The 22140-nt window shown below is 55.8% G+C and carries 17 protein-coding genes; 8 read left to right on the forward strand and 9 right to left on the reverse strand.

Going from position 1 to position 22140, the window contains the following annotated elements:
- Nucleotides 1-213 precede the first annotated feature (213 nt).
- Nucleotides 214-495 (forward strand): YjcB family protein, encoded by a 282-nt coding sequence (locus ACOI7D_RS21730; protein ID WP_002885064.1) that lies wholly within the window; start codon nucleotides 214-216, stop codon nucleotides 493-495.
- Nucleotides 496-541: 46 nt separating this feature from the next.
- On the opposite strand, the gene ACOI7D_RS21735 is transcribed toward ACOI7D_RS21730, so the two are convergent.
- Genes ACOI7D_RS21735 through ACOI7D_RS21750 form a run of 4 tightly spaced genes read right to left on the reverse strand, consistent with a single transcriptional unit; the run spans nucleotide 542 to nucleotide 4490 of the window.
- Nucleotides 542-1399 (reverse strand): ABC transporter permease, encoded by an 858-nt coding sequence (locus ACOI7D_RS21735; RefSeq protein ID WP_044525142.1) that lies wholly within the window; start codon nucleotides 1397-1399, stop codon nucleotides 542-544.
- A complete protein-coding gene (locus ACOI7D_RS21740; protein WP_044525141.1) occupies nucleotides 1396-2229 on the reverse strand; it encodes an ABC transporter permease in 834 nt (277 codons plus the stop codon). The genes ACOI7D_RS21735 and ACOI7D_RS21740 overlap by 4 nt, the downstream gene beginning before the upstream one ends.
- 60 nt (nucleotides 2230-2289) lie before the next feature.
- Nucleotides 2290-3429 (reverse strand): extracellular solute-binding protein, encoded by a 1140-nt coding sequence (locus ACOI7D_RS21745; RefSeq protein WP_044525140.1) that lies wholly within the window; start codon nucleotides 3427-3429, stop codon nucleotides 2290-2292.
- Nucleotides 3430-3458: 29 nt separating this feature from the next.
- The gene (locus ACOI7D_RS21750; protein WP_048296440.1) at nucleotides 3459-4490 is read right to left on the reverse strand and encodes an ABC transporter ATP-binding protein; all 1032 of its coding nucleotides are present in this window, start codon (nucleotides 4488-4490) and stop codon (nucleotides 3459-3461) included.
- Between the two features lie 162 nt (nucleotides 4491-4652).
- On the opposite strand from ACOI7D_RS21750, the gene ACOI7D_RS21755 reads away from it, so the two are divergent.
- The 3 genes from ACOI7D_RS21755 to ACOI7D_RS21765 are packed head-to-tail and all read left to right on the forward strand — an operon-like array spanning nucleotide 4653 to nucleotide 7211.
- Entirely contained in the window at nucleotides 4653-5423 is a 771-nt protein-coding gene (locus ACOI7D_RS21755) for an MBL fold metallo-hydrolase (RefSeq protein ID WP_044525138.1), read from the forward strand.
- Nucleotides 5420-6439: a LacI family DNA-binding transcriptional regulator gene (locus ACOI7D_RS21760; RefSeq protein WP_050533637.1), complete on the forward strand. Its 1020-nt coding sequence runs from the start codon at nucleotides 5420-5422 to the stop codon at nucleotides 6437-6439. The genes ACOI7D_RS21755 and ACOI7D_RS21760 overlap by 4 nt, the downstream gene beginning before the upstream one ends.
- 10 nt (nucleotides 6440-6449) lie before the next feature.
- Entirely contained in the window at nucleotides 6450-7211 is a 762-nt protein-coding gene (locus tag ACOI7D_RS21765; RefSeq protein WP_049013107.1) for an inositol monophosphatase family protein, read from the forward strand.
- A gap of 27 nt (nucleotides 7212-7238) precedes the next feature.
- Here ACOI7D_RS21765 and iraM read toward each other — a convergent pair whose 3' ends face one another.
- Nucleotides 7239-7592: an anti-adapter protein IraM gene (gene iraM, locus ACOI7D_RS21770; protein WP_023291644.1), complete on the reverse strand. Its 354-nt coding sequence runs from the start codon at nucleotides 7590-7592 to the stop codon at nucleotides 7239-7241.
- Nucleotides 7593-8144: 552 nt separating this feature from the next.
- Entirely contained in the window at nucleotides 8145-10568 is a 2424-nt protein-coding gene (gene bamA, locus ACOI7D_RS21775) for an outer membrane protein assembly factor BamA (RefSeq protein WP_109546746.1), read from the reverse strand.
- 624 nt (nucleotides 10569-11192) lie between these two features.
- Here bamA and ACOI7D_RS21780 point away from each other — a divergent pair.
- Nucleotides 11193-12953, forward strand: a complete 1761-nt coding sequence (locus ACOI7D_RS21780; protein WP_109546747.1) for a tannase/feruloyl esterase family alpha/beta hydrolase — start codon at nucleotides 11193-11195, stop codon at nucleotides 12951-12953.
- 33 nt (nucleotides 12954-12986) lie between these two features.
- The gene (locus tag ACOI7D_RS21785) at nucleotides 12987-13355 is read left to right on the forward strand and encodes a helix-turn-helix transcriptional regulator (RefSeq protein WP_109546748.1); all 369 of its coding nucleotides are present in this window, start codon (nucleotides 12987-12989) and stop codon (nucleotides 13353-13355) included.
- A 265-nt stretch (nucleotides 13356-13620) separates the two neighbouring features.
- Here ACOI7D_RS21785 and ACOI7D_RS21790 read toward each other — a convergent pair whose 3' ends face one another.
- Entirely contained in the window at nucleotides 13621-15879 is a 2259-nt protein-coding gene (locus ACOI7D_RS21790; RefSeq protein ID WP_117140837.1) for a TonB-dependent siderophore receptor, read from the reverse strand.
- A gap of 588 nt (nucleotides 15880-16467) precedes the next feature.
- Here ACOI7D_RS21790 and ACOI7D_RS21795 point away from each other — a divergent pair.
- The gene (locus ACOI7D_RS21795; RefSeq protein ID WP_032454565.1) at nucleotides 16468-18048 is read left to right on the forward strand and encodes a lytic transglycosylase F; all 1581 of its coding nucleotides are present in this window, start codon (nucleotides 16468-16470) and stop codon (nucleotides 18046-18048) included.
- A 128-nt stretch (nucleotides 18049-18176) separates the two neighbouring features.
- On the opposite strand, the gene ssb1 is transcribed toward ACOI7D_RS21795, so the two are convergent.
- Nucleotides 18177-18701 (reverse strand): single-stranded DNA-binding protein SSB1, encoded by a 525-nt coding sequence (ssb1, locus tag ACOI7D_RS21800; RefSeq protein WP_004151744.1) that lies wholly within the window; start codon nucleotides 18699-18701, stop codon nucleotides 18177-18179.
- Nucleotides 18702-18955: 254 nt separating this feature from the next.
- Between ssb1 and uvrA the strand changes: the two genes are divergently transcribed.
- Nucleotides 18956-21781 carry an excinuclease ABC subunit UvrA gene (uvrA, locus tag ACOI7D_RS21805; protein WP_023291635.1) on the forward strand — a complete coding sequence of 942 codons (2826 nt, stop codon included), beginning with the start codon at nucleotides 18956-18958 and terminating at the stop codon, nucleotides 21779-21781.
- Here uvrA and ACOI7D_RS21810 read toward each other — a convergent pair whose 3' ends face one another.
- Nucleotides 21782-22138 carry an MmcQ/YjbR family DNA-binding protein gene (locus ACOI7D_RS21810; protein ID WP_109546749.1) on the reverse strand — a complete coding sequence of 119 codons (357 nt, stop codon included), beginning with the start codon at nucleotides 22136-22138 and terminating at the stop codon, nucleotides 21782-21784.
- Between the last annotated feature and the right edge of the window lie 2 nt (nucleotides 22139-22140).

Here is a 22140-nt window from a genome sequence, read left to right on the forward strand (position 1 = left end):
ATATCCACATTAATAACATTGTTATTAAGCGCAGCGAAAGCTCATTTTTTGACTGGTGAATAAAGCGCCAAGTGTGATATAGTTCACACAAGTTGATGAAACAGAAATGGCGTTTCATCACTCTCTAGTACGCCAGTTGAGACCAGAGCGCTATGCCATCGTCAGTCGCGCCAGGTCGTCCATGGCTCCCCGACTTTCTTTGAGGACAGGTTAATGGCTTCCATTACTACCAGTGTTGTGTTGTTGCGCTGGCCCCTGGTGAGCGCGGTACTGATGTTTCTTGCCAGTTCACTGAATATCCAACTTCGCAAAAGCGATTATGCCGGTCTGGCGGTGATCTGCAGCTGCCTCGGCCTTGCCGCCGCCTGCTGGTTCGCCACCGGTTTGCTCGGCATCACCCTGCTCGATATTGCCAAAATCTGGGGCAATATCAAAGATGTGATGATTGAAGTCATGAGTCAGACACCGCCAGAATGGCCAATGATGATGACCTGAGGTTAAAAAGCTTCCCACCGGGAAGCTTTTTCGTTTTCTGCAGCCCTTATTTCCCCAGTTTCGCCATCATCTCCGGACGCATAAATTTATGGATCACCACCATAAAGAGCAGCGATGGCGCCAGTAAAATCAGCGCGGTAATCGACGAGACCTGATAGTTACCCGACATGCTGGCGTTATAGAGCAGCAGCGGCAGCGTAGTGACATCCGGCGCCCCGACGAAGAAGGTGCCGGTAAACTCATCCAACGACTCCAGAAAAACAAAGATGCTGGCGGCAACGATCCCCGGCGCCGCCTGCGGCAGCACGATGTGCCAGAAGGTATACATCGGTCCGGCGCCCAGGTTACGCGATGCCCGCGCCAGCAGCGGGTCGATGGCTGAAAACGCGGCCACACAGATCCACACCGAGTACATCAGACCGTGGACGCTATGCACCAGCACCACCCCCGCGATAGTTCCGTTCAAGCCCCACTGGTAAAACAAACGGGCAATATTCATGTATACCGTCAGGTTGGGAAAGGCCTGCGGGAGGAGAAACAGCAGCATAAACAGCACCCGCAGCGGCATTTTCCGCCGGGAAAGCGCATAGCCGGCGGGAACGGAAATCAGCAAACAGACCACCACCGACAGCAGGGCGATCAGTACGCTGGTTAACAGCGAGCTGGAGACATCGCTGTACGGATTGAAGACCTGATACCAGTACTTCAGGCCCCACTGGCTGGGCAGCGAATGGGGAAAATACCAGCTTTCCGCTACGGTCCAGATCAACAGGTTCAGAAGCGGGCCAAACATCGCCAGCAGCATAAACAGCAGTAGCAGGGTCTGCAGCACCGGGCTGGCGTTCACTTTACGGCGTCCTCTTACCCACCATGACGGAGAGGAAGCAAGGTGCAGCGCTTTCATCCTTCACCGCCTTTTTGCTGCAGGCTGTGGCGCAGGTAAAACCACGACAGCGCGCCGCAGATCGCCAGCGACACCACGCCAAGCGCATTCGCCACCGCATAATCACCATAGGAATTGACGCGAAACGCCATATCCACGGTCAGCATCGTCGGCGTCCCCACGCCGATCATCAGCGGTACCGACAGCACCGACATCATGGTTACCGTCGACAGCACCAGCGCCACTCCGATGGTCGGCAGGACCTGCGGCAGCATAATATCGAACAGCAGCCGCGGCCGGGAGGCGCCAAGATTACGTGCGGCGAGGATCTGCGACGGCTCCAGCGCCGCCATCGCTCCGCAGATCAACAGCGTAGCAAAGGCCAGCTGCTTCCAGACAAAGGTAATGACAATTCCCTTCCATCCCAGCCAGGAGAGGGTCTCCAGCGGCCTGACCAGATCGGCCGCCACCAGCGCATTGTTCATCAGGCCATTTTTGGCGAGAAAAGTGCGCATCATCTGGGCGACGACAATAAAGGGGATAAACAGCGGCAAGCGATACAAAAAACCCAGCAGGCGAACAACGGGCCGGCAAGGCGACAGCGCAATCACTGCCGAGAGGGTAATGGCGATCAGCGCTAACAACGCCACTGAGATCAGCACGATAAGCAGCGAAAAGAGCACATCGTTGGCGTAAAGCGCATAGACCTTGCGAAAATGATCGAGGGTGAACGACTGTCCCGGCGCGGTAAACGCCGAGACCAGCGAAAACCCCAGCGGATACAAAAACAGGACCGCGATCATCAGCGCGGCCGGGGCAACCAGCAGCAAATATTTCAATGAACTGGACATAAAGGACCTGGCGTTGGCACAAGCAAGCGCCCGGGTCGGCGACCCGGGCTGGAAAAAGGGTTAATTGGCCACCTGGCTTTCGTAACCCTCTTTGATATCGTCAAAGTAGGGGGCGATCGGGAAGCTTTTGCCATACTTCGCCAGGGCTTCAGGCGAAATTTCGGCAAACAGCTTTTGCCAGGTCGCCGCATCCAGCTTCGGCTTCACCTGCCCGGCGTCGATGCCCGGGTACCAGTTGAACTGCTTAACGATCCCCTGCGCCTGCACTTCCGGGCTGGTGGCCAGCGCGATAAAGTCGCGCGCCAGCTGCGGATTCGCCGCTTTCGCTGGGATGACGTAATACATCGGCTGACCCGGCATACCCGGGGCCAGTAAAGCGAGCTTTATCGATGGCGGCAGCTTGCCCTGATCTTTCCAGCTATAGAACATGTCGACCCATACCGGGCCCATGGCGATCTCTCCCCGACTTAGCATATCGAGCGTTCCGGCGTTGCCCGGAGTGAAAGTGACATTTTTATTAAACGCTTTCAGTTTCGCATAGGCCTGCTGCCAGCCCTTTTCGACGCTTTTATCATAAGGCGCGGAGGAGAGGCGCTCGGCGCCGGTCCCGTAGGCGTAGATCCAGCCCACCACAAAGCTAACGCCGGACATGCCGTTCTTGATGCCGTTATAGCCAAAAGCCTGCGGATGTTTCTGCGTCCACGCGACCAGCTCGTCATACGACGCCGGTGGCGTACTGACGAGATCGCTGTTCCAGGCGATAGCGGTCTGGCTTAAGAACATCGGCATGACGTATCCGTCGACGTTAACGCCGAGCGCCTGGGTGGCGCTCGGCGAGCTCACCATGCCGCCGGTCTGAATATCCTGGCGATATTTTTGCAGCAATCCCTTTTCCACCTGCTCGCCCCCCGCCTTCTGATGCACCACGGCGACGTCGATATCCCACTGCTGCGCGCCGCTCTCCTGTTGGGCGCTCAACTTCTCGCTGATTTTATTCGACCCGGCGTCGCCAGGGCCGGTACCGATCACCCGCACCTTGACGCCGGGATGAGCGGCTTCAAATTTTGGCCCCAGCCAGGTTTTCACGTAATCCACCATATTCTGATCGCCCGCGGTAGCGACGTTAAGAAAGGTGTCGGCCTGGGCGCTAACGCTCAGGCAGAGGGTCGTTAAGATCGCTGCTTTCGTCTTAGTAAACATGGATTGTCCCCAGAATGAACACGCTGATATCACTGTGATAGTGGTAAAGGAAAAATATGGAGGGCCGGCATGGGCACATGGAGCCTGACGCGGCTTTTCGTCGGCCAGCACTGAGCGGAGTCGGCCTGCAGCAGGCGGTCATGGCAGCGCACGCTGTGGCGATACAGATTGCCCAGAAACGCGCTTTGCTCCACCATCCCCTCCAGGGCGAGCCCCTCCTGCGGCGCGGGCTGCGTTAATTCGCCGAGCGTGGCATCGGCGCTGCGGAAATAAATGACTTTTTCACCCTGCTGAGCTGCGGATAAACCGGATATTGCGGCAGCAGATATTTCATCAGAGGTTATTTTATTATCGGCGCCCATAAAATCAGCGACGAAGGGTGTCGCGGGTCGCTGATATATTTGTTGCGGCGTGCCGGTTTGCTCAATTCGCCCCTGGTTTAATACTGCAATACGGTCCGCCATCACTAATGCCTCCTGTTGATCGTGGGTGACAATTAACGACGTAAAGCCGAGTTTCTTTTGCAGAGATTTAATTTCATGGCGCACATTGAGCCGCACTTTGGCATCCAGATTAGATAACGGCTCATCCAGCACCAGCACCTGAGGCTCTATCGCTAGTGCCCTCGCCAGCGCCACCCGCTGCCGCTGGCCGCCCGACAGTTCAGTCACCTTCACGTCAGCCAGCCCGTCGAGATTGACGATCCGTAGCAGCTCCGCCACTCGCCGTGTGATGTCCGCCCCGCGCCATTTGCGCAGCTTCAGGCCATAGCCAATATTGCGCGCCACCGTCAGGTGCGGCCACAGGGCGTAGCTTTGAAACACCATGGTGATATTGCGCTGCTCCGGCGCCTGATGGGTGATCGCTCGGCTGGCGATGGAGATCTCCCCGCTTTCCACCGGAATAAAACCGCAGAGGGCATTCAGCAGGGTGGTTTTTCCACATCCCGAAGGACCGAGCAGCGCGATCATCTCCCCCTGCTCGACCGCCAGATCGATATTATGTAAAACCACTTTATCGCCATAACTAATTTTAAGGCCGGAGATCTTTAAATAACTCATATTCGCTACCTGACAGCGCTGTTGCGGGCATTTTTTATTGCTGTGAACACGTGTTCATTTAGCTGTAAAAAAAATGCAACGTTAACTCGACATGATGTGAGCCTACTTTGTCGGGTATTTATGACAATTTAATTAAGCGGCAAAAAATTTTGGCGAGGGTAAATGAAAATAGATGTGCTTGGCTGCGGGAGCGCCTTTTCCTGCACGCAAAATACCTCCGCGCTGCGGGTAATCGACGCGGACAACAAACAGTGGTTAATCGACTGCGGACCCACCGTTCCCCGCGCGCTCTGGCAGCGCGGCGGCGGGGTCAACGATATCGACGCGATCTACTTCACCCACGTTCATCCGGACCACTGCACCGGTCTGACGGCGCTGCTGAATTACTGGAAAAGCGGCTCCCGCCAGAAGCCGCTGATTATCTACTGCCAGCCGACGCAGCAGCCGGTGCTCATGCAGCTGGCCGCGCTGGCGAACTGGCCGCAGGCGGAGCTCGGTTTCACCATCGACTGGCAAGCATGTCGCGAAGCCTGGACGTGGCAGGACTGGCAGATCCGCACTGCCCCCACCCAGCATGAGCTGAGTAATCGCGCCATCCGTATCACCATTGCCGGGCAGACGCTGTTTTACAGCGGCGATGGCCGGCCGACCGCCGACTCGATGGCCCTGATGGCCGGCGCCGGGCTGGCGTTTCAGGAGTGTGCCTCGGTGGCGGCCCTGGACGATGACGCCTCTCATGGCGATTTCCCCTCTTGCCTGATGCTGTTCAGAACGCTGCAGCTCCCGGCGCTGGGGCTCTATCACTGCGAGGACGCTGCCCTGCCGGGGCTGAAGCAGGCCTGCCAGCCGTGGCCGGGGTTATTCGTTTCCCGGGATGGGCTCGCCTTAACGTTGCCGCGTCCCCCGTTTACCGACGAGGCGCACATCCTATGAGCGCCGCATCACGTAAAGCCAGCGTCACCGCCCAGGATGTCGCACGGCGTGCGGGCGTCTCCCGGGCGGTGGTGTCCCGGGCGTTGAGCAGCAACGGCAGCATCTCTCCCGATGCCCGGGCGCGGGTGTTGCGCGCCGCCGAAGAGCTGGGGTATCAGGTTAACTTCCTCGCCCAGGGGCTGAACCGCCAGCGCAGCCACTTAATCGGCGTGATCGTCTCGCGCATCAGCGATCCTTTTCGCAGCGCCCTGCTTGATGCCTTGCTCAACGAGATCCAGCGCCAGGGCTTTCAGGCGCTGGTGAGCGAGATCCATAGCGAGCAGGATCTGGCGCATACCCTGCGCCGTTTCACGCAGTTTCGCGTCTCCGGGGTTATCGTTACCTCCGGCCAGCCGCCGGAAGCGCTGGTGAACGAGTGCGTTCACCAGCATATTCCGGTAGTGGGCATTAACCGTCAACCGACGATCCCCGGGGTGGATTATGTCTGCTCTGATAACGCCGCCGGCGCCGAACTGGCCGCTAACCAGCTGTTGCGCAGCGGCTGTCGGCGCTTCGGCTGGCTCAATACTCTCCCTTCCACCTGGGCCGGGCGCATGCGCGGTGAAGCATTCAGCCGGGCGCTACAGGCGCGCGGAGTGGACATCGAACGCGACCTGGCGCACCTCGCCTGTCCGGAAGAGGGCTACGTCGGCGGTGAGCAGGCCGCGGCGCTCGCTGACGAGGTGCCTGAGGGGATCTTTTGCGCGAATGCCCAGCTTGCCTGTGGCTTTCTTGATGGGATGCGCCAGCGCGGCAAACAGGCGCCTGAGGATTTTCAGCTGATTGGTTTTGATAACACGCCGCCGACCGCGCAATATAGCTATCAGCTCACCACCCTACATCAGGATGTGGCGGCGATTTCCCGCCAGGCGCTTGCCCGGCTGCTGGAGCGCACCGCCGACCCTTTACAACCTTCACGCACCACCTGGGTGGAGGTGACATTAATTCACCGGCGCACGTCGCCCTTTGTTATCTGAGAGCAGGACTATGACGGAAGCACAACGAGAGTCATTATGCGCCTTAATTCGCCAGGCTGGCGCCCACGCCCAGGCGCTACGCGATGCGGGATTACAGGTCGATAAAAAATCGCGCCAGGATTTTGTGTCGCAGGCGGATCTCGCGGTAGAACAAGAGATTAAAGGCTGGCTGCAGGCCCATTTTCCCCAGGAGGGTTTCCTCGGCGAGGAGAGCGGTTTCGCCGGCGATGCACAGACCGTCTGGGTGCTCGACCCTGTCGATGGCACCACCAACTTTATCCTCGGTATGGATTACTGGTGTATCTCGCTGGCGCGAGTGTGCCAGGGTGAGCTGACGCTTGGCATTATCTACGCCCCCGATCGCGATGAGTTTTTCTTCGCCGGTCGCGGCGAAGGCGCGTATCTCAACGGCCAGCGCCTGACGCTACGCGAACCGGATCCGGATGCAGTGGTAGTGGGTATGGGCCGCTCCAGCCGCGCCCCGGCCAGCGACTACGCCTGGGCCATCACCGCCCTGCTCGACGCCGGCCTGGAATATCGCCGCTTCGGCGCGGGCGCCCTGATGCTGGCGCATGTCGCCGCCGGCCAGCTCCATGCCTATTATGAAGCGCATATGAACAGCTGGGACGCGCTGGCAGGCATGTTGTTGATTGAGGAGGCGGGCGGAACATGCAATGCGTTTCTCGCCAATGAGGGGCTGCGGCGAGGTAACCGCGTGCTGGCCGGCTGCGCAGGCGTCCAGCCACGACTGGCCGCCCTGCTGGAGAAATGACGCTACACCGCCCCCGGCGTGGCCTGACTAACGCCAGGTTTCGCTGCGGGGAATATTATTCGGGCAGCGCTTAATCGCGCAAAAGGACTGGTAAAAACAGGAGTCAGACCGCTCGCCGCCGGCATGGTACGGGCACGATGGCCGCTCGCGTAATATTTCCCACTGCGCCTCGTCGTACACCGCAATGTTGTAGATTTTTAATGAATGATACTGGTCATTAATTAAAACTCTTGAGGAATAGAGCTTCATTGTCTCGCCGGGCAGCAGGATCACATCGGCCTCGTACCACATAATAAATTTTAAGAAACGCAGACTGGATATCGCCGAAAAGGCGATGCCGGATTGCGGGCAGATCAGAGTATTAAGAATAGTCCATTTCATATTCCTTCCTTATATAAATGCTACAAATTGTTACCGTATATAGTGATAGCATTCATTAATATAAACTGCAAGCATCCCTGACAATTATGTGACTTAAGACAATTCCTAACAACATACTCCATTATTAGTAACGTTTACTTTTCGTCGAGAGATTAATGATTAGACCCTATAAAAACAGAAACAAATCAACCTAAGAAAAGAAAATATAATAAAAATTAAGATTAAATAAAAATAACTGACAATACGTATTAGTCCCTCTGGATGAGTCTTCATCCATTCGTATCAGACGATGTGGCGCTGAGCGTCGTCAAAGCTTCCGCCGGCAGAGAGGACGACGGCAGCCAGCTATTTATTGCGCGGTTGCCTCGGCGTACGACAACAGACCCGCGCAGCCATCAGGCCGCGCTCGGGTAAATGTCTTTGGTATACCGCCATAGCGAATATCTTAGCGATAATATCGCCATGGCGATTGATCTTATTTAGCTCAATCCGTATGTCGGGGTACCGTCTACAGAATATTGCCACACCGGTCTAATAGGCTCCGCTGGGGCCTTACCAGGTTTTGCCGATATTAAACTGAAACTGCTCTGCTTTATCGCCATCATACTTTTTAAATGGCTCTGCCCATGAGAAGACCAGTGGACCGAGAGGAGACATCCACTGCACGGCAATCCCAGCGGAGAGACGAATATGACTCGGATCGCCGTAGTCAGGGATCCCTGCCGCCTGCGTCTGCGCGGTGTTTTGCCAGGAGGTGCTCCAGACCGTCCCCGCATCAACAAACAGCGAGGTTCGCAGACTATCGGCATATTTGTCATTCACAAAGGGGGTTGGAATGATAAATTCGCTGTTCAGCACCGCCATGGCATTCCCGCCGACCGCATCAGATGAGGAGTCCAGCGGGCAGGCGCTATAGCTGCTTTCGCTGCCGTTACAACGGTAATAGGCCGCTTTAGGCCCGATGGTGTTAGATGAGAAGCCGCGCACTGTCGACGAACCGCCAGCGTAAAAGTTATCGTAGAACGGCACACTTTTGCCGTCTAACCCGCCGGCATAGCCTGCACGCAGGCGTTCCATCCAGATCCAGCGCTTATTCTCGTTCAGTGGCAGATACTGGGCAGTGTCAAAGGAGAGTTTGTAATAACTGTTATCCGAGCCGGGGAGGGTCAGTTTTCCGCTAAGGCTGCTTTTGTTTCCCGCTCGCGGGAAAAAGCCGCGGTCGAGGTCGTTGTAACCCCATCCAATACTCATAAAATAATCGTTGGCGCTATATTTCGCGCCGCTGTCGCCATCTTTCGTCACCACGCTGGGCTCGATTCCGCGAGAGCTGAGGTAGCGCCAGGTCGACAGCTCCGGATCCATATTAGTCAGCCGATTATGAACATAATCCAGTCCCAGGTTCAGGGAGTTATTTTCGCTAATTGGAAACCCCAGCGTACTGCCTAAGCCGTAGCTCTGCTGGTTATAGCTCCCGGCGTCCGCATCGGAAGCATCATAGCTGTTATAAAAAATCTTTCCGCCCAGGCTAATGCCATCGACGGTAAACCACGGATTCGTCGCCCCCAGTTCAAGATAAGACTGATAGCTGTTGCGCGTCCCGTTGAAGCTAACGCTGTTGCCTGTTCCCAGCCAGTTATCCTGAGTCACGCCAAGCTGATAGCTCATGCCGCTGTCCGTTCCAAATCCCAGGCCCACGTTAAATGAGCCGGTGTTGCGCTCCTTCACCTTGTAGACCACATCGACCTGATCCGCCGTCCCACTAACCGGAACGATCTGCTGTTCAACGTTCTCAAAAAAACCCGTTCGGTCAAGACGTACTTTCCCTTGCTCGACTTTTTCGTTGTTGAGCCACGCCCCTTCCATTTGACGCATTTCACGACGCAGCACCGCGTCCCGGGAGGTGTCGTTACCGGAAAAGCGGATCTGGCGTACCGAGTAGCGGCGACCCGCGTCGACCTGAATATGCAGCGTCATACGGTGATGCGCATCATCGATTTCCGGCGTGGTCGTCACTTGCGGCCAGGCATAACCATACTTGCCGAAACGCTTTTTGATCTCATTTTCAATCGTGGTGACTTGCGCCCCGCTATACCATGCCCCCGCCAGCGGCTGGGCAAGGGCCTCGATCTCCGGTCCATGCTGCGCCAGGTCGCCTGTCACCTGAGTTCGGTCGACCCGATAACGTTCGCCTTCATTGAGGGTGATGGTGATATACAGGGATTTTTTATCTGGCGTCATACTGACCTGCGTGGACTGGATAGCAAAGCGCGCATAGCCGCGATCGAGATAAAAACTGCGCAGCGTTTCCAGATCGGCTTCCAGCTTCTGTTTCTGGTATTTTTTATCCGCTACCACGTTCCACCACGGCACATTATCGCGTAGCTGAAGCTGGTCCAGGAGCGTCTCTTCTCGAAACGCCTGATTACCGATAATGTTTATTTGTGCGATTTTCGCCGATACGCCTTCCTGAAAGACGAACGTTAAGTCAACGCGATTACGCGGTAACGGGGTCACCACAGCGTGAACCTGCGCACTGTATTTCCCCGCGCTGTAATAGAAATCCTGCAACCCCTTTTCTATTTCGCTGAGCGAATTTCTATCCAGTGCGCTACCTGCAAAAATACCTGTCGCGGTGAGATTCTCCGTTAACGCATCATCCTTCACCGACTTATTCCCGGAAAAACTGATGCTGGCAATAGTGGGCCTCTCCTTAACCTGCACCACCAGCGTTTTCCCATCGCGCAGGATCTGCACATTCTCGAAATTGCCGCTCGCATACAGCGCGCGCACCGCCTCGCTGACTTCCTCTGGCGTCACCGTTTCTCCCGCGTGCAACGGCATACTTAATAGCGCCGCCCCGACGGTCACGCGCTGCAGCCCTTCAAAACGAATATCATCAACTTGATATGATGTTGCGGCGTACAACGTTAAAGGGGTAATCAATAATCCGCTGATGATATGAGTCTTTTTTAACATGAATGTGTCGTCTACGAGATAATGAGCAATAGCAGTTATCTGCTGGCGTTGAGCTTATTTGTTCAGGTTGCGTATCTAAGATATGCGACAGAATTAACCTGAGCGAGGCGCAGAATTACATGCAATTATGGCGACAAAATGGAGAAAAAAAGGATGTTAAATCATCTTTAAAAATATATTTAAGGATGGAACTTTCCCTGAACTCCGTGGTTCTAATGGCCAACACCAGAGCTATATTTAGATTTGCCTGAACGGTTTTTATTGAAAAAGCCCCCTTTCTTGCTAATGGAAAGGGGGAAGGATCTCGTTAGGAATGTTGTTCTCTGGAATCACCAGGAACAGGCACAATCATATTCTTAAAGCCAGCAGATATAATGAAGAGAAATTGAATAAATTATGCAATCGACATCACAACATTCTTTCATGTATTTACCGCCAGATGACAATGGCGAAAATCTCCATATTTTCCTCAAAATAGCAGAATACAGTAGGGACGCCTTATCAAGGCATCAAGGAAAGTCTATCGTTATCTACAATAGCCAAGCAGTGGCGCCTCGCCAGGGAAAGTGAGGAATAGGCTTCACCATCCTGCCGCCTCCCATCATCAATTACAGGGAATTGCGTATGTCACGCTTACTTAAAACGATCTTACCCATCATTATCTGCACCCTCTTTGGGTTATCGTTCGCTTCGCCAGCGCAGGCTGCCTCCAGTCTGCCGATTGTTCTCCCCGCGCTGACATGCGATGCGCTGAGCGCTACCGACTTCAGCGCCGCCGTTGGCGCAAAGGTCACTATCAACCACACTGAAATGCAAACCTCCGCGCAGGGAAGCTGGTGCAAGGTGAGCGCCACTATCGCCCCCCAGATTGGCGTGCAGATTGCCCTGCCGACCCAGCGCTGGAGTCAACGTTTCTTGCAGGTCGGCTGCGGCGGACTGTGCGGGAGCATTAACCTGAGTCTGTCGAATGCCAGCGGCTGCCTGCCGGCAATGAACGGCGAGTTCGTGGTGGCAGCAACCGATATGGGGCACCATGGCAGTATGATGGATGCTTCATGGGCCGAGGATCCGCAAAAGCGCATCGATTTTGCCTGGCGCGCCAACCACCTGTCCGCAGTGCTGAGCAAAGCAGTGATTCAGATGCTTTACCGCCAGCCGCCAAAATACGCGTACTTTATGGGCTGCTCAGACGGCGGTCGCGAAGCATTGATGGAAGCACAGCGCTTTCCGCAGGATTTTGACGGTATCAGCGCTGGCGCGCCTGCGGCCTTTTTCCAGTTTCAGAATTCCTTCTTCCACGGCTGGAATGTGGCCGCCAATCAGCGTCCCGACGGTACCGCTGTCTTGTTGAAAGATCGCTTACCTTTGATTCACCAGGCCATACTGGCTCACTGCCCGACGCTTTCCGGCGTGCAGGACGGCATCCTGCAAAACCCGTATGCCTGTCAGTTCTCTGAGACTTGGCTCCCCCGCTGTCCTGCCAACGCTCAGGACCGTTCCGCCTGCCTGACACAGGAAGAGATTGAGGTAGTGAAAAAGCTCTACCGAGGCGCTTACGACAGCCACGGCGCCCAGTTCGTCGCTGGCGGTCTTCCGCTGGGCTCCGAGCTACGCTGGCCGGTGCCGGAGACGCCGACCGGCCACTCAATGTCGGAAATGATGGTACTACCGGCTCTGCAATCCGTGCTCCTGCCGGGAGGAAAACAGAAGATCCATTCGATGCGGGATTTCCCACTTAATCAGCAGAATTTTGACGCCGTCGCTCAACTGGCACCGCTCTATAACGCGGCAAATACCAATCTTCATGCCTATCAACAGCGCGGCGGCAAGCTTATCCTGTGGCACGGTCTGGCCGATGACTCCGTCAGCCCAGCCTTTTCTATCGCCTATTACCGCGGCGTAGAAGCAGAGATGGGCCATGCCGCAACGGATACCTTCCTGCGGTTATTCCTGCTGCCTGGGGTAGCACATTGCGGTAATGGCGAAGGTTACGATCAAATTGATCTCCTTACCCCGCTGATGCGCTGGACCGAGGAAGGCATCGCGCCGCAAGAGCTTATGGCCGGAAAACGGGCGCCAGTCGCCGCCAGGCTGCCGCCGATGACAGAAAAATCAGATGCGCAAACGCAGTTTCACGGCGTGCAGAAAATCAGTCAGCCTTACGCTGACGCCGCTCCAGCCGTTATCTCAACGCGTCCGGTGTATCCCTTCCCGGCCATTGCCCGTTATAACGGGCGCGGCGACGTGAATGACGGCGAAAATTATCATGCAGAGCAATCAACCGCGTTTGGTCATCTGCAGGTGGCAAAACCCGCCAGCGACTATATTGGCCCTGATAACCAAAAAAATTATCAGGTTCGCCGCGGCGAGCTCACCGTTCAATAAACCCGGGGCTCCTCATTGAGGAGCCATTCGTTTTTGGGATTGGCCTCAATCATGCGTAGCAAAACGCTCCAGCAATCGGTACTAAACGACCTGATCCTTTGGATCGATAATAATCTGGATAAGAAACTAACCGTCGACGATCTGAGCGATATTTCTGGTTATTCTCCCTGGCATTTATTTCGGCTCTTCCGTTATTATTTTGATCTTTCGCCGATGGAGTATATCCGCCAACAGCGTATGTCGCTCTGTCGCCGTTTATTGCTGACGACGCCTGGTTACCGTATTGTCGATATTTGTATTATGGTTGGTTATGACGATCTCAGTGCGTTTAATCGTACCTTCAAAAAATATCATGCGCTCACACCCACCCAATATCGTCACCGGGTCACGCGACAAAAATAAGGAAGGTCCCCCTCCTCCGCATCGCTGCGGTTGGGAATGGAAGGGGGACAGGGGGGTATTGCAGAAGGGAAATAGCAGGATGCTATTATCGAGCCCGGTCGGGATCAACGACCTTGCGCGACGGAAATCAGTATAAAAGGATATTTTGAGCTAATAATGTAGAGGGCGTGAAGATTTTGTCACCATTTATAACCGCTTCCACCACTTTTATCTGAAATAAAAAAACCGGGCCGCGCTGCACCCGGTTTCATTCTCATCAGCACCATTAGAAATGGGTATTTACGCTCATAAAGAAGGTTCGACCCGACTCGTTATAGGTCTCAGCACCCGCACCATAAAGGTAAGCCCCCGTCGTCGCGTTTCCAGTCGTTTGCGCATTCCCTGCCCGATAGTGGCGGATATCAAACAGGTTATCTATCCCACTGGTGAAGCTCAGATTTTTGTTCACATCCCAGGTCGCGCTGAGGCCGACAATGCTGTATGGGCTGACTTCGTTTAGTTCGCTGCCGCTGACCGCCTCGCCCTTATAATTAAAGCGTTTTGGTTTCTGACGGCCATACCAGGTAAAGGTGCTCTGCAGAGAGAGATCTTCACGAACCTGCCAGCTCAAAGTCGAGTTCAGGGTAAACTGCGGGATCACTGACAGCCGGTCGCCTGTCGTCTTATTCTTGCTCTGCAGCATCCATGTCAGGTTATTGCTCCAGTTAACCGTCTCCCCCACTGGAAGATTCAGCGTTCCTTCCAGGCCTTCCACTAACGCTTTTGGTACGTTTTCCCACTGATAGATATTGGTGGTACCGTTGCTGGCAGTGCCCACCGCCGCATACCCTGACTCAATCTTGTTGTGATAGTCGTTACGGAACCAGGTAATTCCCGCCTGATAGCCATCATGCTTGTACTCAATACCGATCTCTTTATTGACGCTGGTCTCCGCTTTCAGGTCGCTATTTCCCATCAGATAGCAGGCGGAACTACTGGCGTAACAGCCTTGACCGTTGCTGTAGAGAATATAGTTCGGGTTCAACTGGTAGAGGTTAGGCGCCTTGTAAGCGCGGGCAATGCCCAGCTTAAGCGTCCAGTCATCCGTCAGTTCCTGGGAAAGATTCAGCGACGGGCTCCAGTTATTACCGACGATGCTGTGGTGATCGAAGCGCAGAGCAGGCGTCAGCATGGTGCTGTCGGTTAGCGCCATATTATCTTCGGTAAACAGCGAGAAAATCTCAGCGCTGGAGTACGGGCTACGATCGGTAGCCGATACACCGTCGATCGCCCCGTAAGAGAGCGCCTGGGCTGTCGACACACCGTCTTTCATCCGCTGCTGGTTCCATTCGGTGCCCAGCGTCAGATTCTGATCGACCCCCAGCGTAAACGGAATATTCACTTCGCTATGTAGCAGAACATCGGCCAGATCGATATCTGAAAACTCGTTACTGGAGAAGATCCCTTCCGTCCCGCCCGCCAGCCCTTCATTCATTCGCGAGTTACGGGTGTGTTCGTACTGGGCATAGCTGTTGCTGGTCACGCCATTATCCCAGCCGCCGGTCCATGTTACGCCGTAAGTTTGCCGGTAGAGACGGTTAGTCTCTTTCCCGTACATACTCTTCACCAGCGTACTGGTATTGGTGTTTTGTGTGTCGCCGGCATAGAGGTTGCCCTGTCGGCTGTAGCCGGCCTCAAACTCCAGGGCCTGCATCGGGGCGAATTCCCAGCGCAGCTTACTGTGAATATCTTTGTTCACTACCCCTTCACGTCCGGCGGGATAAGAGCCCGCGTAGGAACCGGTACGCTCAGCTTCATGCCCGGCGTTAATGTCCTGAGCATCGGCCTGGGTTTTACTCAGATTACCCCAGAGATTGAAGCTAACACTGTCTGACAGCGGACCATTGAGGCTAAAGTTGGTACGTTTCGTCGACCCTTCTTTACGGTGCTGTGGAGCATTCATATAGGTATTCCACGCCCCATGCCATTCAGACGTGGTCGGTTTGGTCACGATGTTGACGACCCCGCCCATCGCACCATTACCATAGCGCGCCGCCGCCGGGCCGCGGATCACATCGATATGATCGATCATCTCTGCCGGCACCCAGTTGGTATCGCCACGGGAATCACGATCGCCGCGCCAGCCATATCGTACCGAGTTACGGCTGGTGACCGGTTTTCCATCGACCAGCACCAGCGTATTCTCTGGCCCCATGCCACGGATATCAATTTGCCGGTTGTTGCCGCGCTGACCGCTGGTGGAGTTACCGGTCAGGTTGACCCCGGGTTGCGTGCGAATTAACTCCGACACATCGCGGGCGGGGGGATGTTTGCGAATCTCCTCTGCGGTAATGGTCGACACGCCCGGCGCCTGCAGGTTCTGCCTGGCAGCGGTCACCACCATCGTTTCCTCCTGGTTTTCGGCCGTTGGGGTGCTCTTGTCACGAGTCGATTGTTCAGTAATATTCTCTGCCGCCTGCAGCTGCACACTACAGGCGAGCAAAGGAAAGACGATCCCCAGCGGGAAGTGAGACGTGTATTTCATAGAATATGCCCTGTTTTCTGTTGCTGTCGGGCATAACGCCTTCCCCAATTGAAAAAACAAGGGGATAAAATACTCGCCTCAGCGCCTCGCCAGATTTTGGCGTAGGTCAGCCCCTTCCCGATAGTCATGGGAATAAGAAAACAGCATGAGGCATAATAAAATTAAGTGCCCTGTTTCATCATTAGAGAAAAAGCGCTTCGCGCTATTCTTTGATAGCGTAATCCAGACAGCGAATAATAAGAGTAATGTGCTGTGCTACGGTAATAAAAATGAGATTCATTATCAAGGTGATAATAATCAATATCGGATAAAAATAAAATAAATACTAATAATCAAAAGGTTAATACAAAACAGATGAGGAAGCATAAAATAAAAACATTATCATTACTTTCTATTTATCATTAAAAAAACACATTTCCGCCATATTATCTCCATAGTTAAAGTAAAGATAAAAACACATTAATAGTAAGCGATAAGATGGGAGAAAATGATTTGTCAGCATCGTTATGTTTTTTACGCCCTTGTCGTGCCCGGCTAACGGCGGCCGTTCTGCTAAAATAAACACATCCCCCTGCGGAGTGTTCCTCCATGAACGCCAACTTGCTATCACGCCTGTTTATCGCCTGGCTCACCTGCCTCGCGACGCTGTTATTCGCCCCTATCCTGCTTGCGGCGGAGGCGGAAAAAGCGCCGCCGGTGGCAACCGAAGACAACACGCTGTCGATCCATATCGACGACATGCTGCAGCCGTGGAAAGGCGATCTGCCTGGCATGCTTGATCGGCGCACCATCCGGGTATTAACCACCTACAGCAAGACCTTCTTTTTTATTGATAAGGGAACCCAACGCGGAGCGACGCACGACATTTTCATGGCGCTGGAAAACGATCTGAATAAACAGCTGGCCAGGGATAAAAAGCTGAAACAGCGCCACCTGAAGCTGCATATCGTTTTCGTGCCGGTCAGCCGGGATAATCTCTTCACCGCGCTCAATGAAGGTAAAGGGGATATCGTCGCCGCCAACCTGACTATCACTCCGTCGCGGGAAGCCCAGGCCGCTTTCGCTCAGCCGCTCTACAGCGGCGTCAAAGAGTTGCTGATCTCCGGCCCGGCGTCGCCAAAGGTCGACAGCCTGGAGCAGCTTTCCGGTCAAACGGTCTTTGTTCGCCGCTCCTCCAGCTATTACGACAGTCTGCAAGCGCTGAACGCCCGATTTGCCAGTGAGTCAAGACCGCCGGTTACCCTGGAAGCGGCGCCGGAAGCGCTGGAGGATGAAGATCTGCTGGAAATGCTCAACGCCGGGCTGGTGCCGTTGATCGTCGTCGATCAGCATAAAGCTGTTTTCTGGAAACAGGTTTTTCCGAAAATCCAGGTCCATGACAACGTGGTGCTGCGCGACGGCGGCAACATTGCGTGGGCGGTACGCCAGGACAGTCCGCAGCTGCTGGCGCTGCTGAACAACTTTGTGAAAAAGAATCGTCAGGGCACCACGCTGGGCAATACTCTCCTGCTGCGTTACCTGAAAAACGCTAAATATGTCAAAAATGCCGCAGCGAGTCAGGAACGGCGCAAGTTCCTCGCCATGGTGGACGTCTTCCGTAAATATGGCGATCGCTACGATGTCGACTGGCTGCTGATGGCGGCCCAGGGATACCAGGAGTCGCGGCTGAACCAGTCGGTTCGAAGCCACGTCGGCGCCGTCGGGGTGATGCAGGTGATGCCCAGCACCGGAAGAGAGCTGAAGGTGGGCGATATTAAACAGCTGGATCCCAACATTCATGCTGGCGTGAAATATATGCGCTGGATGATAGATCGATACTATGCTGATGAGCCCATGACCCGGCTGGATAAAGCGCTATTTACCTTTGCTTCCTACAACGCCGGTCCAGCGCGTATCGCCCGCCTGCGCACCATGACCAAACAGCGCGGGTTTGATCCAAACGTCTGGTTCGGTAATGTCGAAAATCTGGCGGCAGAAAAAATCGGCGCGGAAACGGTGACCTACGTCAGCAATATCTATAAGTATTACATCGCCTATCGGCTGATCGTCGATGACATGGCCCGCAAACAGAAAGCGACGGCCGCGCCGCGGCAAAGGCCAGCGACACAGCCCGCCGCACCGCAGCCAGGCGTGGCGACGCCCGCAACCGCTCAGGTGCCCGCGGCCTGAAGCGCTCGCGATCCGCGATCAGTGGTCAAAACGACTCCTGAGGCGGTGGTGGAATAATCATAAAAAAAGCCCCGGCGAAACCGGGGCTTTCTGTTTTAACTACGCGAATATTGCGTCTAAGGCAAGCCTTAGAACGGGATATCGTCGTCGAAGTCCATCGGCGGTTCGTTGGAAGGCGCTGCCGGAGCCTGCTGCTGAGGACGGGACTGCGCGCCGCCGCTGAACTGGTTGCCGCCCTGCGGCTGCTGAGGCTGACCCCAACCGCCCTGCTGCTGGCCGCCGCCTGCCGGTGCGCCGCCGCCCTGACGGCCGCCCAGCATCTGCATGGTGCCGCCAACGTTCACCACCACTTCAGTGGTGTATTTGTCCTGACCGGATTGATCGGTCCACTTGCGGGTACGCAGCTGGCCTTCAATGTACACCTGAGAGCCTTTACGCAGGTACTCACCAGCGACTTCCGCCAGTTTGCCGAACAGCACAACGCGGTGCCATTCAGTCTGCTCTTTCATTTCGCCGGTCTGCTTGTCACGCCAGGATTCGGAAGTTGCCAGCGTGAAGTTGGCGACTGCGCCGCCACTTGGCATGTAGCGTACTTCCGGGTCCTGCCCCAGATTACCGACGAGAATCACCTTGTTTACGCCTCTGCTGGCCATGATCGAATCTCCTGAATAATACGTTTTGTATAAGTGTAAACCGGGAATTCTAACACCACAAAGGGACAATTTGATAGCTGCTAAGCCAATTCCAGAAAACATGCCGCCGCTATGCAAATTTTCACACGCTTCCCGCAGCGCCATTCCAATACTGTATATCCAGACAGGTTAAATTGTGTCATAATTAGCCGTTTCTGCCGTTTGTCCTTCAAGCAAACCAGGCAATCCGTGTATCTACCTACCGGGAAAGGTGAATGGATAAGATCGAAGTTCGGGGCGCCCGCACCCATAATCTCAAAAACATCAACCTCGTTATCCCGCGCGACAAACTCATTGTCGTCACCGGGCTTTCCGGGTCTGGCAAATCTTCACTGGCTTTCGACACCCTGTATGCCGAAGGCCAGCGTCGCTACGTCGAATCGCTCTCCGCCTATGCGCGACAGTTCCTGTCGCTGATGGAGAAGCCGGACGTCGACCATATCGAAGGGCTGTCGCCGGCGATTTCCATCGAACAGAAATCAACCTCTCACAACCCCCGCTCGACGGTGGGTACTATTACCGAAATTCACGACTACCTGCGTCTGCTGTACGCCCGCGTCGGCGAGCCGCGCTGTCCGGACCACGACGTGCCGCTGGCGGCGCAGACCGTCAGCCAGATGGTCGATAACGTCCTCGCCCAGCCGGAAGGCCTGCGTCTGATGCTGCTGGCGCCCATTATTAAAGAGCGTAAGGGCGAGCACACCAAAACCCTGGAAAATCTCGCCAGCCAGGGCTATATCCGCGCACGGATCGACGGCGAAGTCTGCGATCTCTCGGATCCGCCGAAGCTGGAGCTGCAGAAGAAACACACCATTGAGGTGGTGATCGACCGCTTCAAGGTCCGCGACGATCTGGCGCAACGTCTGGCCGAGTCGTTCGAAACCGCGCTGGAGCTCTCCGGCGGTACCGCCATCGTGGCCAATATGGATGATGAGAAAGCGGAAGAACTGCTGTTTTCCGCCAACTTCGCCTGCCCGATCTGCGGCTACAGCATGCGCGAGCTGGAGCCGCGCCTGTTCTCCTTCAACAACCCGGCGGGCGCCTGCCCGACCTGCGACGGCCTCGGCGTGCAGCAATATTTCGACCCCGATCGCGTGGTGCAAAATCCGGAGCTGTCGCTGGCGGGCGGCGCCATCCGCGGCTGGGATCGGCGTAACTTCTACTACTTCCAGATGCTGAAGTCGCTGGCGGAGCACTACAAGTTCGACGTCGAAGCGCCGTGGGGCACTCTCAGCGCCAGCGTGCAGAAAGTGGTCCTGTACGGTTCCGGTAAAGAGAATATTGAATTCAAATACATGAACGACCGCGGCGACACCTCGGTACGCCGCCATCCGTTCGAAGGCGTGCTGCATAACATGGAGCGCCGCTACAAAGAGACGGAATCCAGCGCGGTGCGCGAAGAGCTGGCGAAGTTCATCAGCAATCGCCCGTGCGCCAGCTGCGACGGTACGCGTCTGCGCCGCGAGGCGCGCCACGTGTTTGTGGAAAACACCCCGCTGCCGACCATTTCCGATATGAGCATCGGCCACGCGATGGACTTCTTCAACAATCTGAAACTCTCCGGCCAGCGGGCGAAAATCGCCGAAAAAGTGCTGAAAGAGATTGGCGATCGCCTGAAGTTCCTCGTCAACGTCGGCCTCAACTACCTGACGCTCTCCCGTTCGGCAGAAACGCTCTCCGGCGGCGAGGCCCAGCGTATCCGTCTGGCGAGCCAGATTGGCGCCGGACTGGTTGGCGTGATGTACGTCCTGGATGAGCCCTCCATCGGCCTGCACCAGCGCGATAACGAGCGCCTGCTCGGGACCCTGATTCACCTGCGTAATTTAGGCAACACGGTGATCGTCGTTGAGCATGACGAAGACGCCATTCGCGCCGCCGACCATGTGATCGATATCGGCCCTGGGGCCGGGGTCCACGGCGGCCAGGTGGTGGCGGAAGGGCCGCTGGAGGCCATTATGGCCGTCCCGGAATCCCTGACCGGCCAGTTCATGAGCGGCAAGCGCAAAATTGAAGTGCCGAAGCAGCGCGTGCCCGCCGATCCGGAGAAAGTCCTCAAACTGACCGGCGCGCGCGGCAACAACCTGAAAGACGTGACGCTGACTCTGCCGGTGGGCCTGTTTACCTGCATCACCGGCGTCTCCGGCTCGGGTAAATCAACGCTGATCAACGATACCCTGTTCCCGATTGCCCAGCGTCAGCTTAACGGGGCGACCATCGCCGAACCGGCGCCGTATCGCGATATTCAGGGGCTGGAGCACTTCGATAAAGTCATCGATATCGACCAGAGCCCGATCGGCCGTACGCCGCGCTCCAACCCCGCGACCTATACCGGGGTGTTTACGCCGGTGCGCGAGCTCTTCGCCGGGGTGCCGGAATCACGTTCCCGCGGCTATACGCCGGGTCGTTTCAGTTTTAACGTCCGCGGCGGTCGCTGCGAAGCCTGCCAGGGCGACGGGGTGATTAAGGTCGAAATGCACTTCCTGCCGGATATCTACGTACCGTGCGACCAGTGCAAAGGTAAGCGCTATAACCGCGAAACGCTGGAGATTAAGTACAAAGGCAAAACCATCCACGAAGTGCTGGATATGACCATTGAAGAAGCGCGCGAGTTCTTTGATGCCGTACCGGCGCTGGCGCGTAAGCTGCAAACCCTGATGGATGTCGGCCTGACCTATATCCGTCTCGGCCAGTCGGCGACGACGCTGTCCGGCGGCGAGGCGCAGCGCGTGAAGCTGGCGCGCGAGCTGTCCAAGCGCGGTACCGGCCAGACGCTGTATATCCTCGATGAGCCGACCACCGGTCTGCACTTCGCCGATATCCAGCAGCTGCTGGAAGTGCTGCACCAGCTGCGCGATCAGGGCAATACCATCGTGGTGATTGAGCACAACCTCGACGTGATAAAAACTGCCGACTGGATTGTCGATCTCGGCCCGGAAGGCGGCAGCGGCGGCGGCGAAATTCTGGTTTCCGGTACGCCGGAAACCGTCGCTGAGTGCGAAGCCTCGCACACCGCGCGCTTCCTGAAGCCGATGCTGAAATAATTAGCGGGAAAGCCGCTGCCGGACCGGCTCCGGCAGCATTTTCACCGCCTGCTGGTAAGATGCATCGACCAGGTAGTAGATTTGCGAATCCGGCAGCGAGCCATCCAGAAAGACGGTGCTCCAGTGCGCTTTATTGAGATGCTTGCTGGGCCGGACGTCGCGATGCTGCTGGCGCAGCAGATCCGCTAGCTCCGGACTCGCCTTCAACGCAACCGCCGGCCGCTGGTCTTCGACCTCCTTCACCATGGCAAACAGCACGTCCGAGACCTTAATTTGCGTGGCTTTCCAGTCGCTGTGGACGCTCTGCTCTGCTCCCGGCTTCGCCATGCAGTACTGCAATAACTCCGAAATTGTCATCT

Origin of the sequence: Klebsiella sp. C360, from assembly GCF_048822415.1 — a bacterium.
Classification (GTDB): domain Bacteria; phylum Pseudomonadota; class Gammaproteobacteria; order Enterobacterales; family Enterobacteriaceae; genus Klebsiella; species Klebsiella quasipneumoniae.

Coding starts and splice junctions, on each gene's coding strand:
- ACOI7D_RS21740 (WP_044525141.1), bottom strand. CDS start 2,229: ATGTCCAGTTCATTGAAATATTTGCTGCTGGTTGCCCCGGCCGCGCTG.
- ACOI7D_RS21730 (WP_002885064.1), top strand. CDS start 214: ATGGCTTCCATTACTACCAGTGTTGTGTTGTTGCGCTGGCCCCTGGTG.
- ACOI7D_RS21780 (WP_109546747.1), top strand. CDS start 11,193: ATGTCACGCTTACTTAAAACGATCTTACCCATCATTATCTGCACCCTC.
- iraM (WP_023291644.1), bottom strand. CDS start 7,592: ATGAAATGGACTATTCTTAATACTCTGATCTGCCCGCAATCCGGCATC.
- ACOI7D_RS21790 (WP_117140837.1), bottom strand. CDS start 15,879: ATGAAATACACGTCTCACTTCCCGCTGGGGATCGTCTTTCCTTTGCTC.
- ACOI7D_RS21745 (WP_044525140.1), bottom strand. CDS start 3,429: ATGTTTACTAAGACGAAAGCAGCGATCTTAACGACCCTCTGCCTGAGC.
- ACOI7D_RS21765 (WP_049013107.1), top strand. CDS start 6,450: ATGACGGAAGCACAACGAGAGTCATTATGCGCCTTAATTCGCCAGGCT.
- ACOI7D_RS21755 (WP_044525138.1), top strand. CDS start 4,653: ATGAAAATAGATGTGCTTGGCTGCGGGAGCGCCTTTTCCTGCACGCAA.
- ACOI7D_RS21750 (WP_048296440.1), bottom strand. CDS start 4,490: ATGAGTTATTTAAAGATCTCCGGCCTTAAAATTAGTTATGGCGATAAA.
- ACOI7D_RS21810 (WP_109546749.1), bottom strand. CDS start 22,138: ATGACAATTTCGGAGTTATTGCAGTACTGCATGGCGAAGCCGGGAGCA.
- ACOI7D_RS21795 (WP_032454565.1), top strand. CDS start 16,468: ATGAACGCCAACTTGCTATCACGCCTGTTTATCGCCTGGCTCACCTGC.
- uvrA (WP_023291635.1), top strand. CDS start 18,956: ATGGATAAGATCGAAGTTCGGGGCGCCCGCACCCATAATCTCAAAAAC.
- ACOI7D_RS21760 (WP_050533637.1), top strand. CDS start 5,420: ATGAGCGCCGCATCACGTAAAGCCAGCGTCACCGCCCAGGATGTCGCA.
- ACOI7D_RS21735 (WP_044525142.1), bottom strand. CDS start 1,399: ATGAAAGCGCTGCACCTTGCTTCCTCTCCGTCATGGTGGGTAAGAGGA.
- ssb1 (WP_004151744.1), bottom strand. CDS start 18,701: ATGGCCAGCAGAGGCGTAAACAAGGTGATTCTCGTCGGTAATCTGGGG.
- bamA (WP_109546746.1), bottom strand. CDS start 10,568: ATGTTAAAAAAGACTCATATCATCAGCGGATTATTGATTACCCCTTTA.